An 11,910-nucleotide genomic window follows, 5' to 3' on the forward strand; every position below is an offset into this window, starting at 1 on the left:
TTCCCTTCTAAACGGGGGGTATTGGAGAGATTATCGAACCCGCAGTCGCTGGCTCACCCCCGGGGACACCGTCACCCTCTGCGCGAGGGTGAACAGCCCCTGCACTGCCAGGGCGAAGGCGACGATCAGTACCGAACCGCCGACCACGCTCTCGTAGTCCTGTGTCGCCAATCCGTCGATGATGTAACGTCCGAGCCCGCCGAGACCGACGTAAGCGGCCACCGCGGCCGTCGCCACGACCTGGACCGCCGCCAACCGGAGGCCGAGCATGACGAGCGGCAGCGCGACCGGCACGAGCACCTTGAACAGCACCTGCGGGCCGCGCAGCCCCATCCCGTAGGCGGCGTCGCGCAACTCGGGGTCGACGCCCCTGATGCCCTCGAAGGTGTTGACCAGGATCGGCGGTACGGCCAGCGCCACCAGCGGGATCAGCACCGGCCAGATGGAGGCGGTGCCGAGCAGCAGGACGATCAGCACGAGCAGGCCGAGTGTGGGCAGCGCCCTGGCCAGGTTCGCGCTGACGACCACGATCAGCGAGCCGCGTCCCGTGTGCCCGACCAGCAGGCCGAGCGGGATCCCGATGAGGGCGGCGAGGACGAGGGCGGCGACGGAGAAGCCCAGGTGCTCCAGCAGCCGCACGGGGATCGCGCCGGACCCCGACCAGTTGGCCGGGTCGGTGAAGAAGTCGATGATCCAGTTCACGACGCCCTCCTGGCCCGCACCCATGGCGTGAGCAGGCGTTGCGCGGTCAGCACGATCCCGTCGCCGACCAGGGCGAGCAGCACGATGAGCACGATGCCGGCGATGGCGGGAGTGTAGAAGTCACGCTGGAAGGCGTCGGTGAACAGGTTGCCCAGCCCGCCCTGCCCGATGAGCGCGCCGACGCTGACCAGGCTGATGCTGGAGACGGTGACCACGCGCAGGCCTGCGAGCACGACCGGCACCGCGATCGGCAGCTCGACCTGCACCAGGCGGCGGAGCGGCGTGAATCCCATGGCCACCGCCGACTGCCTGACGTGGTCGGGCACCGATCCCATGCCGTCGACGACGGCGGGGACCAGGACGGCGAGCGCGTAGAAGGTCAGCGGGATGATCACGGTCAGCTGGGTGAGCCCCGTCTCGGGGATCAGCAGCATGAACAGCGGTAGCGAGGGCAGCGCGTAGATCACGTTCATGACGCCCGCGGTGGGCTGGTAGAGGAAGCGCCAGCGCACGCACGCGAGCCCGAGCGGTACCGCGACGAGCAGCCCGAGCAGAACGGGCACCAGGGACATCACGACGTGCGCCTGGAGGAGGTTGACGATGCTGTTCGGCGAGTCCGAGTTCCAGTTGCTCTCGACCCAGCTCCACCTGAACAGCGGCTGGCCGTCGTCATCCATCGGCGGCCTCCGCCAGCGCCGCGTCGAGCGCCTCCCTCGTCGCGATGCCCACGACCTTGCCCTCGGGATCGATGGCCACCGCCTGCCCCGACGGCGAGAGCAGGGCGGCGTCGAGCGCCGCGCGCAGGGAGTCCTTGCCGTGGACGTAGGTGCCGAACGGCTCGTCGCTTCCCTGCCAGCCGACCGGCCTGCCGTCCTCGGAGACGACCATCAGCAGGCCGTCGGACGCGGCGGCCGACCCGGACGCGGCGGAGGAGGAGACGACCAGGTCCGTGCGCAGCCGCAGGTGCTCGGTGGAGATGAACGACAGCCGCCTGATGCCGCGGTCCCTGCCGAGGAACTCCCGCACGAAGTCGTCGGCGGGCTCCGACAGCAGCGTCTTGGGCGCGGCGAACTGCGCGAGCTTGCCGCCGACGCGCAGCACGGCCACCTTGTCGCCGAGCTTGATCGCCTCGTCGATGTCGTGGGTGACGAAGACGATGGTCTTGTTCAGCTCCGACTGCAGCCTGAGCAGTTCCTCCTGCAGCGAGGTGCGGACGATGGGGTCCACCGCGCTGAACGGCTCGTCCATCAGCAGCACGGGAGGGTCGGCCGCCAGCGCTCGGGCGACGCCGACACGCTGCTGCTGGCCGCCGGAGAGCTGGAAGGGGTAGCGCTGGGCCATCTTGGGATCGAGCCCGACCCGTTCCAGCAGCTCCATGGCCCGGTCACGGGCCTTCTTCTTGTCCCAGCCCAGCAGGTAAGGCACGGTCGCCACGTTGTCGACGATCTTGCGATGCGGGAACAGGCCCGCCTGCTGGATGACGTAGCCGATGCCGCGCCGCAACGTCGGGGGATCGATCTTCTTGACATCGGCGCCGTCGAGCAGGATCTGCCCCTCGGTGGCGTCGATCATCCGATTGATCATCCGTAGCGTCGTCGTCTTGCCGCATCCGGAGGGGCCGACCAGGACGGTGATCCGCCCTGTCTCCGCTTCGATGGACAGATCGTCGACGGCCACGAAGCCATCGGGGTATCGCTTGGTGACGGAGTCAAATGTGATCATGCGCGACCTCTCGCTCGACCGGCGGGGCCGCGGCCCGCCCCATGATCTCTGGTCGACAGACTACGGCGAGCGATCCTCTTGTGTCCCGTTGCCCCCAAGCTGAAACGCTTCACTGGGCTATCAAATGGGCATCCAAGGGTGCATTCCGCCTCGGCAACCGGCATGATTGCCTGCAACACTCCGACGCCGCCCCCTCATCCCCAGCGTCCACTTTTCTTTCAGAGGAATTCGGCCCCGTGACCCACCCGCTCACCGATCAGCGATCTCGCGAGGATCTGATCGCCGAGCTCTACGACCGTCACGCCGCCGGGCTGTTCGCTTACTGCGCGGACCAGCTCGGCGACCCGGGCTCCGCCTCCGACGCGCTGGATGCCGTCCTTTCCAGCGTGCCTTCCGTGGAGCCGCCGCGTGCCGCGCTGTACGCGCTCGCGCGGCGGGAGATCTTCCGCCGCGACATCGTCTACGCGCCGCCTGTCATCGATCCCCTCATCGACCCGGCCACCGCACTGGTCGAGCGCGTCCTGCGCGATCTTCGCCCGCACCAGCGCGAAGTACTCGTCCTGTCCATCGTCATCGGGTTGACCGACGCCGAGCTGGCCTGGGTGCTCGACGTGGCCAAGGACACCGCCGTCGAGCTGATCCAGAACGCCGCGCTCCGCTTCCGCCAGTCGCTGCTGTCCGCGCTGGCCGCCGCCGGCCCTCGACCGGCTCAGCAGGTGGCCGAGGTGTACGGCGCGCTGGGCGTGGCGCCGCTGCGCGACGTGCTCGGCCGCCTTCCGTGGCGCCCGCCGCCCGCCGCCGTCAGGGAGCGACTGCTCGGCCCGCGCCCTGCCCCGGCGAGCACGGTTCCCGTGCCCAGGACCGGTTCGCTGTTCGTCAAGCCGATGTGGCCGACGACCCCCGTCTGGCCCGTCCCGCTCGGCGACACCGATCCCGCGACCAGCACGGGGCTGTTCCCGACCGAGCTGCTCACGCCGCCGGACTCGTCGCGCGTCCCGCCCCACGAGGCGGCGACGGCGCCGATGCCGAAGCTGCGCGACACGCTCACCGCACGCCCGCCCCTGCTGTCGGCCCCCACTCCGGCCGACGTGCTCGAGGCGCCGCCGACGTGGGACGCCTTCAGCAAGCCAACCCCGGCACCGGACCCCTCACCCGCCGCGGCGCCCAGGGCCCTGGCGGGCGGCGACATCCTGGACGACACGTGGACCGCGGCGCCGCCCCTCGTGGAGGTGGCCGACGACCCTACGGACGTGCCGATGCGCGCCCGCGACCGGTCGGCCCTCGCCGACCTGCTCGTACACAAGGGCGAACCACGCAAGGACGCCACCGACCGGCTCGCGCCCAGGAGCGAGACGGAGAAGAAGCCCGCGGACCTGCTCGTGCACCAGGCGGAGCCGAAGGAGCCCGCGGACCTGTTCGTGCCGCGCAAGCCGGCGAAGGAGCCCGTCTACGTCCTGCCTCCCGCGCCGGAGGAGATCGCTCCCCTCCCTGTGGAGGAGGAGGCGTCGACCGCGGCCGCCGAGCCGGTACGGCCCGCCGTACCGCAGGCCCCGGACAAGCCCGCGGCCAAGAAGCCCGCGAGCACGAAACCCGCGAGCGGCAGGCCCACGAGCAAGAAGCCCGCGAACGGCAAGCCCGAGGCCAAGAAGCCCGCGAGCAAGAAGCCCGCGAGCACGAAGGCCGCCCCGAAGAAGGCGGCTGCGAAGAAGGCCGCGAGCAAGAAGAAGGGCAGGCGGCGCACCCGGCACCACGACTGGGCCTTCGAGCTGATCGGCTTCGTGGTGTGCTTGGCGATCGCGATGCTGGTGTTCTTCTGGATCCCGATGTAGGTCCGTGGCGGCGGCCCGGAGGGGCCGCCGCCGCAGGGCTCAGGTCTCGCCGGTGAGGATCAGCCCGCTGGTCGGCACGCCCGTGCCCGCGGTCACCAGCACGTTCGTCGCGCCCGGCACCTGGTTCACGGAGGTGCCTCTGATCTGGCGGACGGCCTCGGCGATGCCGTTCATCCCGTGGATGTAGGCCTCGCCGAGCTGACCGCCGTGCGGGTTGACCGGCAGGCGCCCGTCGATCTCGATGCCGCCGTCCTTGACGTACTCCTTGGCCTCTCCCCTGCCGCAGAAGCCGAGCTCCTCCAGCTGGTTGAGGACGAAGGGCGTGAAGTGGTCGTAGAGGATCGCGGTCTGGATATCGGCGGGCGTTAGGCCCGACATATCCCACAATTTCGTGCCGACGACTGACATCTCGGGAAGCCCGGTCATGTCGTCGCGGTAGTAGCTGGTCATCATCATCTGGCCCGCTCCGGAGCCCTGCGCCGCCGCGGCGATCACGGCAGGCGAGCGCCGCAGGTCACGCGCCCGCTCGGCCGAGGTGACGACGATCGCCACCGCGCCGTCGCTCTCCTGGCAGCAGTCGAGCAGGTGCAGCGGCTCCACGATCCACCGCGACGCCTGGTGCTCCTCCAGCGTGATCGGCCTGCCGTGGAACCACGCCGCGGGGTTGGTGGCCGCGTGCCTGCGCATCGCCACCGCCACCCTGCCGAAGTCCTCGGAGGTGGCCCCGGAGACGTGCATGTACCTGCGCGCGAACATCGCGACCCACGCCGCGGGGGTCATCAGCCCGTACGGCACGTGCCAGCTCATCTCGAGCCCCTGGGAGGACGGCTCCCCGCCCACCCGGGCGTCGGGCTGGCCGAACCTGCGCCCGGAGCGCTCGTTGAAGGCGCGGTAGCAGACCACGGTCCGCGCCGCGCCCGTCGCGACCGCCATCGCCGCGTGCATGACGGTGCCGCACGCGGCTCCGCCGCCGTAGTGGACGCGGGAGAAATAGGTGAGATCGCCGACGCCGACCTCGCGGGCGACGGCGATCTCCTGGTTGGTGTCCTGGGTGTAGGTGACCATGCCGTCGACGTCGGACGGTGTCAGCCCGGCGTCGTCGAGCGCGGCGAGCACCGCCTCGGCCGCCAGCCGTAACTCCGAACGTCCCGACTCCTTGCTGAACTCCGTGGCACCGATGCCCGCGATCGCCGCGTGGGACCTCACACGCCCTCCCGCGGCCGCGCCGTACCCGAGTCGGGCAGCCGGAAGGCGACGGTGGCGGTGGCGTGGTCGCCGAGGCTCACCTTGCCGCGCACCTCGACCGTGTACTCGCCGTCCTCGACGTCGACGACCGTGCCGGTGAACGACAGCCTGTCGCCCGCGTAGGCGGGAACGCCGAGCTTGACGTTGATGCGCTTGATCACGGCTTCGGGCCCGATCCAGTCGGTGACGTACCGCTCGACCAGCCCCATCGTGGTGAGGATGTTGAGGAAGATGTCCTTGGAGCCCTGCGCGCGGGCCCCCTCGACGTCGTGGTGGACGGGGGTGAAGTCCATCGTCGCCAGCGCCGTGGAGACGATCATCGTGGGAGTGAGGTCGATCGACAGCTCGGGGAGGACCGCACCGAGCTCGGCCTGTCCTTCGGTCAGCGTACGCATCACGGCTCCCGCGGTGCCCACAGAGGAAGGGTCAGTTCATCGTCTATAGAGACGTAGGTCACACGCAACTCCATACCGATACCCACGTCTTCAACCGGACAGTCCACGATGTTGCCCACAATCCTCACCCCTTCCTGCAGCTCCACCACAGCAACCACAAAGGGCGTCTCCCTTCCCGGGACGGGAGGGTGGTGGTGGACGACGAAGCTGTAGACGGTGCCCTCTCCGCTCACCACCACGTGATCGCGGTTGGCAGACCGGCACGACGGGCACAGCGGCCCCGGCGGGTGCCTGAGCTCGCCGCAGTCGCCGCAACGCTGGATGCGCAGCTCGCCCTGCTTCACGCCCTCCCAGAAGAAGGCGGTGTCCTGGTTGATGGCCGGTTTCAGCGGATAGGGCTTCTTCTTGGGCTTGGGGCGGAATTTCAGGACCCTGAAGAGCATCTCGGCGACCGCCTCGCCACCCGAGTACCAGGTCACGTTCCACGTCGCGAAGTAGCCCTCGCCGAGCGCCGTGGTCTTGGGGCCCTTCAGCTCGGCGAAGCGGGTCGTGGCCGTGACGCGCTCGCCCACGCGTAGGTAGCGGTGGTAGGTGTGCTCGCAGTTGGTGGCGACGACACCGGTGTACCCGGCGTCGTTGAGCGCCACCATGATCTCGTCGACCGGGCTCGGCTGCCGGGGGCCGAGCCCCTGCATCGTCCACACCTGCGCCATCGCGGGCGGCGCCACCCCGTCGGCCAGATAGACGGGGTTGGCGTCGCCCATGGCGTCCAGCCAGTGCCTGATCATCGGCTCGTTGACCGGGTCGGGCGCCGGCGCGCCGTCCACCTCGCCGAGCGCGATCTGCTTGCCCGCGAGTTCCATGAGCTCCTCGTGCGCGCTCATCGCGGCGGCCTCGGCAGCGACAGGCCCAGCATGGCGATCAGCTCGCGCTGCACCTCGTTGACGCCGCCGCCGAAGGTGAGCACGACCGCGCCCTTCACGCCGTGGTCCACGCGCTCCATGAGCTGCGCGGTCTCGGGGTCGGCGGGGTCGCCGTACCTGGCCAGGACATCGCAGACGATCCTGCCGATCTCCTGCATCCGCTCCGAGCCGTAGATCTTGGTGGCGGAGGCGTCGGGCGCGCCCAGCCAGCCGAGGTCCATGTTGGCCGCGACCTGCCAGTTGAGCAGCTCGTTCGTGCGGTAGTAGGCGTAGATCCTGGCGACCGCACGCCGCACGTCCTGGACGCCGAGCAGGTCGTTGGCACGGGCCCAGGCCACGAAGCGGTCGTAGGTCTGCGCCAGGTTGCCGGCGGGCCCGAGCGTGACGCGCTCGTGGTTGAGCTGGTTGACGATCAGGTCCCAGCCCTTGTCCACCTCGCCGACGACCATGTCCTCGGAGACCTTCACGTCCTGGTAGTAGGTGGCGTTGGTGTGGTGGCGGCCGTCCATGGTGACGATCGGCGTCCAGGAGAAGCCGGGGTCGGCGCAGTCCACGATCATCATCGTGATGCCCTTGTGCTTCTTGGCGTCGGGGTTGGTGCGCGCGGCCATCCAGATGTACTGGGCGTAGTGCGCGCCGCTGGTGAAGACCTTCTGGCCGTTGACGACGTAGTGGTCGCCGTCCTTCACCGCGGTCGTGCGCAGCGAGGCCAGGTCGGTGCCCGCCTCGGGCTCGCTGTAACCGATGGCGAAGTGGCACTCGCCCGCCAGGATGCGCGGGAGGAAGAAGTCCTTCTGCTTGGGCGTGCCGTACTGCATGAGGGTCGGGCCGACGGTCTGCAGCGTGATGATCGGGTACGGCACGCCCGCCCTGGCGATCTCGTTGGCGAAGATCTGCTGCTCCAGAGGACCGTATCCGGCTCCGCCGTACTCCTTGGGCCAGCCGAGCCCCAGCTTGCCGTCCCTGCCGAGCCTGCGGCAGTGGTCCATGTACGCGTGGCCGAAGGGATCCTCCGCGATCTTCTTGCGGTCCTCGGCGCTGAGGCAGGCGTGGAAGTACTCGCGCAGCTCGTCGCGGAGCCTGCGCTGCTCAGGGGTCAGGTCGATCAGCATCAGAGGTGCGCTCCGATCAGGTCGAGCTGGGCGTCGGCGCCGCCGAGCAGGTGGGAGAGGTGCTTGGCGTGCCCGAAGTAGCGGTGCAGGGGGTAGGTGACGTCGAGGCCGAGGCCGCCGTGCAGGTGCTGGCAGGTGAACAGCGCCTTGAACGCCTCGGAGACGTGGAAGCCCGCGATGGCCGCGTCGTCGCCGTCCATGCCCCACGCGGCCGACCACATCGCGACGTCGAGCGCGCGGGAGGCGATGTACACGTCGGCGATCTGCATGGTGACGGCCTGGAACTCGGCCAGCGGGCGGCCGAACTGCCTGCGGGTCTTGATGTAGTCGGTGGTGAGCTTCAGCGCTCCGGCGAGCACGCCGCCGGCCTGGGCGGCCACCGCGACGGTGACGATCTTCCGCAGGCCGTGGCCGGGGTCGGCGAGCTTCTCGCTGCGGCCGGGTGTGATCGTGCCCGAGGGCTCCCCCGTGGCGGTGAACTCCGGGGTGAGCGTGAAGTCGTCGGTGAGGAACAGGCCCTCGTCGGTGGTGTAGAGGACGTGCGTGGCCTGCTGGGCGTAGGGAGCGCTCATGCCCTTGACGGCGACGGTGGGCAGGCCGTCGACCTGCCTGCCGTACGCGGCCAAGGCGAGGGTGGCGGCGAGAACGGGCAGCGCGGGCACGTCGGCCGCCGCCATGCCCACCTCGCGCAGGACGACGGCCATCTCCACCGCGCCCAGCCCCTCTTCGGGGGTGCAGATGGCGGCCAGGCCCGCCTGCTCCATGGCGGGCCAGGTGGGATCCTTGGCCAGGAGGTCGGCGGTGAGGGTGCGCAGGTCCTGTTGGGTCTCGTCCAGGGTGAAATCCACTCAGCTCTCCAGTGGGTGCGGGCGGCCGTGCCGGGCGAACTCGTCCTCGATCACGCTGATGTCCTCCTCGGTCAAGATCCTGAAACCCGTCGCGTCCCGCGTGGGAGGACGCCACCACACGGGGTCGGCGGTGCGCCAGGCCTCCTTCACCAGGACCCGCTTGACGACCTTGTGGGACGGCGTCTGCGGCAGTTCCTCGCAGAGGCGGACGTAGCGGGGCACGGCCTTGGCGCCGAGGCGCGCGGTGAACGCCGCGAAGGCGGCGGGGTCGAACGGCCCGTCGAGTACGAGCGCGGCCATCACCTGGTCGCCGGCCGCCGGGTCGGGCACCGGGTACACCGCGGCCTCCACCACGCCGCCGAACTCGCGCAGGGCCGCCTCGATCGGGGCGACGGCCAGGTTCTCGCCGTCCACGCGCAGCCGGTCGGTTCCCCTGCCGGCGAAGTACACGTACCCCGCGGCGTCGGCGTAGGCCAGGTCGCCCGACCAGTAGGCGCCCTGCCTGATCCGCTCGGCGTCGGCGGCCTCGTCGTTGTAGTAGCCGTCGAACAGGCCGAGGCCCGCCACGTTGACCAGTTCGCCGATCGCCTCGTCGGGGTTGGCGAGCCTGCCGTCCGCCATGACCGCGGGGACACAGCGCTCGCCGGTGGCGGGGTTCCTGATCTCGATGCCGTCGGGGAGCCTGCCGAGCGCGCCGGCCGGTCCCGAGGGGTCGGGAGTGATCGACACGGCGCTCTCCGTGGAGCCGAACGCGTCGATCACGTGGCAGCCGAACCGCTCGCCGAAGCGCCGGGTGGCGCTCGCGCTGCCCTCGTTGCCGAAGGCGATCCGGAGCGGGTTGTCGGCGTCGTCCTGTCGTGGCGGCGTGGCGAGGACGTAGGAGAGCGCCTTGCCGACGTAGTGCAGGTAGGTGCAGCCGTGGCGGCGGATGTCGGGCAGCAGGTTCGAGGCGGAGAACCGTCGGCGTACGGCCAGCGCCGCCCCCGAGGCCACCGCGGGGGCCAGGGCGGCCATGAGCGCGCCGGAGTGGAAGAGCGGCATCGAGCAGTAGACGACGTCATCGGGGGTGAGCATCGCGCCGAGACTGAGACCGGGGATCGCGATCTTCCGCTGCGTGATCCGCACGGCTCTGGGCGTGCCCGAGGTGCCCGAGGTGAAGATCAGCATCACCAGCTCGCCGGGGGCGCGGTCGCCGCTCGCACGCCCTCGCTCGTCGCGGCTCTCCGGCGGCGTGGCATGCGGCAGGCCGGCGCTCGGCAGAGTGGCGAGCGTCGGCGTGGCGAGCGGCAGAGTGGCGAGCGGCAGGGTGGGCAGGCCGACGGACGCGGCGGCCGGGCCGTACGGAGGGTCCCAGAGGAGGAGGTCGACGTCGGTGGCGCGGGCGTCTCTGGCCAGTTCCTCCCTCGACCTCGTGGTGTTGAGCGCGACGACCACGGGCCCGCCCAGCGCCGCGGCGCCGATGAGGAAGACCAGCTCGGGGACGTTGTCGCACAGGACGCCCACGTGCCCGACCCCCGCCAGCGCCGCCGCCCGCTCGCGACAGGCCGCGACGACCTCGCGCCACGTCCACGTGGCGTCCTCGAACAGCAGGCCGGGACGGTCGTCGGCGGCCCTGCGTTCGAGTAAGCAGGCGAGCGTGTCCGCGGTCATCGCGCCTCCCAGCAAGCGCTCGGTCAGCCGTTCCGCAAACTAGAACAGATTCTAGTACCTGTCCAGTGCCCGCTCACGGGGCGAACGACGGAATCTTCGCGCGATGCTGGAGACATGCGCTTCCTTGTGACCCGCGAGTAACAAGCGGGGCGCGATGGACATCGGATAACGTGTTCTCATGCGCCCTCCGCATGTGACTCTCCCCACACCTCCCGGCAAGGAGGACCAGCCCACCACCGGCGTCCGCACCAGGAGCCAGCACCAGCGCCGCAAGCGCATCGTCCAGGCCGCGGCCGCCCTCGCCTCGCGCGGCGGCGTCGAGGCCATGCAGATGCGCACGGTGGCCGAGCGCGCTGGGGTCGCCCTCGGCACCCTCTATCGCTACTTCCCCTCCAAGATGGACCTGGTCGTCGCGGTGGTCGGCGAGGAGATCGACCTGCTGGAGAACAGCATCGAGCGGCGCCCGCCGAGCGCGACCACGGCCCCGGGGCGGGCGGTCGACGTGCTCATGAGGGCGACGCGCGGGCTGATGCGCGAGCCCGAGCTCGCCGACGCGCTCATCCGGTCGCTGATCATGGCCGAGGTCGAGACGCCGTTCGGCGACAGGATGGCGGGGCTGCTGCTGCGGGTGGCCGGCGGCGAGCACACCTCCGAGGACGACCTGGTCCTGACCGGGCTGCTGTCCAGCGTGTGGGTGCAGGAACTGCTGGAGATGCTGCGCGGACGGCGCACGCACGAGCAGATCCAGCGCCGCATCGAGATCGCCGCCACCCGCCTGCTGTCCGACTTCTGAACGCCGCGAGCCGGGCGGACGCTCAGCCGCGCGGGGTCTCGGAGCGGAAGCTGTGGCCGAGCTCGTCGCCGAGCCCGAAGTAGTGGCGGAAGTTGTAGATCAGCGGGCTCCACAGGGCGGGGTCGACGTACTGCGTGCCGGGCACGACGATGCGCGGATCGGCATGGACCCTGAGCACGCGGGCCTCCACGATGAGGAAGTCGTCCGACACGTCGAGCCTGACCCGCGCGGCCCTGGCCTCCAACTGGATCGGGCATCCGGCGACCCTGGGCGGGCGGACCAGCTCGGACGGCTCGGGCCGCAGTCCCGCGGCCGCGAACTTGTCGGGCTCGTGGCGGAAGGCGCCCCGCTTGTCCGGGGGCACAGGGTCACTCCCGGTCAGCGGCGCGAGCCGCTCCACTGCGGCCCACTGTCGCGGCTCCGGCAGGTTGATCACGAGGTCGGGCCTGGCCGCCAGGTTGCCGCCCGTGTGGCCCTCGGCCCCGAGGCCCATGACGACCACCTGGCCGAGCGCCCAGGCGGAGGAGATCGGGGCCAGGTTGGCCGAGCCGTCCTCGTTCTCGGTCGACAGCAGCACGACCGGCGTCCCGAAGTACAGGATGCTCGGCGTGATCGTCACATGTCCGGCGGCGATGTCCGTGGTGTGCATGATGTCGACCGTAGGAGCAGGTCACTTCGGCGGCGGCCGAAG

12 protein-coding genes are annotated in these 11,910 nt (G+C 70.5%); 2 read left to right on the forward strand and 10 right to left on the reverse strand.

The genetic code is table 11. The annotated features are described in order from the left end of the window. Positions 1-30: 30 nt before the first annotated feature. Genes ACFSKW_RS31980 through ACFSKW_RS31990 form a run of 3 tightly spaced genes read right to left on the reverse strand, consistent with a single transcriptional unit; the run spans position 31 to position 2,424 of the window. The gene (locus ACFSKW_RS31980; protein ID WP_379576195.1) at positions 31-726 is read right to left on the reverse strand and encodes an ABC transporter permease; all 696 of its coding nucleotides are present in this window, start codon (positions 724-726) and stop codon (positions 31-33) included. Next, positions 699-1,379 carry an ABC transporter permease gene (locus tag ACFSKW_RS31985; protein WP_379576196.1) on the reverse strand — a complete coding sequence of 227 codons (681 nt, stop codon included), beginning with the start codon at positions 1,377-1,379 and terminating at the stop codon, positions 699-701. Before ACFSKW_RS31985 ends, ACFSKW_RS31980 begins: the two co-directional genes overlap by 28 nt. Continuing rightward, on the reverse strand, positions 1,372-2,424 hold the full coding sequence (locus ACFSKW_RS31990) for an ABC transporter ATP-binding protein (protein ID WP_379576197.1): 1,053 nt from the start codon (positions 2,422-2,424) through the stop codon (positions 1,372-1,374). Before ACFSKW_RS31990 ends, ACFSKW_RS31985 begins: the two co-directional genes overlap by 8 nt. A 236-nt stretch (positions 2,425-2,660) precedes the next feature. Here ACFSKW_RS31990 and ACFSKW_RS31995 point away from each other — a divergent pair, with 236 nt between their 5' ends. Further along, positions 2,661-4,253: an RNA polymerase sigma factor gene (locus tag ACFSKW_RS31995; RefSeq protein WP_379576198.1), complete on the forward strand. Its 1,593-nt coding sequence runs from the start codon at positions 2,661-2,663 to the stop codon at positions 4,251-4,253. A 39-nt stretch (positions 4,254-4,292) separates the two neighbouring features. On the opposite strand, the gene ACFSKW_RS32000 is transcribed toward ACFSKW_RS31995, so the two are convergent. The 6 genes from ACFSKW_RS32000 to ACFSKW_RS32025 are packed head-to-tail and all read right to left on the reverse strand — an operon-like array spanning position 4,293 to position 10,426. Next, on the reverse strand, positions 4,293-5,459 hold the full coding sequence (locus ACFSKW_RS32000; RefSeq protein WP_379576199.1) for a lipid-transfer protein: 1,167 nt from the start codon (positions 5,457-5,459) through the stop codon (positions 4,293-4,295). Continuing rightward, positions 5,456-5,893, reverse strand: coding sequence for a MaoC family dehydratase (locus ACFSKW_RS32005; RefSeq protein ID WP_379576200.1), 438 nt, complete (start codon positions 5,891-5,893; stop codon positions 5,456-5,458). The genes ACFSKW_RS32000 and ACFSKW_RS32005 overlap by 4 nt, the downstream gene beginning before the upstream one ends. Beyond that, the gene (locus ACFSKW_RS32010) at positions 5,893-6,777 is read right to left on the reverse strand and encodes a bifunctional MaoC family dehydratase N-terminal/OB-fold nucleic acid binding domain-containing protein (RefSeq protein WP_379576201.1); all 885 of its coding nucleotides are present in this window, start codon (positions 6,775-6,777) and stop codon (positions 5,893-5,895) included. Before ACFSKW_RS32010 ends, ACFSKW_RS32005 begins: the two co-directional genes overlap by 1 nt. Continuing rightward, positions 6,774-7,928 carry an acyl-CoA dehydrogenase family protein gene (locus ACFSKW_RS32015; protein ID WP_379576202.1) on the reverse strand — a complete coding sequence of 385 codons (1,155 nt, stop codon included), beginning with the start codon at positions 7,926-7,928 and terminating at the stop codon, positions 6,774-6,776. The genes ACFSKW_RS32010 and ACFSKW_RS32015 overlap by 4 nt, the downstream gene beginning before the upstream one ends. After that, entirely contained in the window at positions 7,928-8,776 is an 849-nt protein-coding gene (locus ACFSKW_RS32020) for an acyl-CoA dehydrogenase family protein (protein WP_379576203.1), read from the reverse strand. Before ACFSKW_RS32020 ends, ACFSKW_RS32015 begins: the two co-directional genes overlap by 1 nt. Further along, on the reverse strand, positions 8,777-10,426 hold the full coding sequence (locus ACFSKW_RS32025) for an AMP-binding protein (protein WP_379576204.1): 1,650 nt from the start codon (positions 10,424-10,426) through the stop codon (positions 8,777-8,779). It abuts the gene before it with no gap. A gap of 178 nt (positions 10,427-10,604) precedes the next feature. Between ACFSKW_RS32025 and ACFSKW_RS32030 the strand changes: the two genes are divergently transcribed. Then, positions 10,605-11,219: a TetR family transcriptional regulator gene (locus tag ACFSKW_RS32030; protein WP_379576205.1), complete on the forward strand. Its 615-nt coding sequence runs from the start codon at positions 10,605-10,607 to the stop codon at positions 11,217-11,219. A gap of 22 nt (positions 11,220-11,241) precedes the next feature. Here the strand turns inward: ACFSKW_RS32030 and ACFSKW_RS32035 are convergent, their stop codons facing one another. Continuing rightward, a complete protein-coding gene (locus ACFSKW_RS32035; RefSeq protein WP_379576206.1) occupies positions 11,242-11,868 on the reverse strand; it encodes a flavin reductase family protein in 627 nt (208 codons plus the stop codon). Positions 11,869-11,910 lie beyond the last annotated feature (42 nt).

Source organism: Nonomuraea mangrovi, assembly GCF_042681425.1.
GTDB classification, from domain to species: Bacteria; Actinomycetota; Actinomycetes; order Streptosporangiales; family Streptosporangiaceae; genus Nonomuraea; species Nonomuraea mangrovi.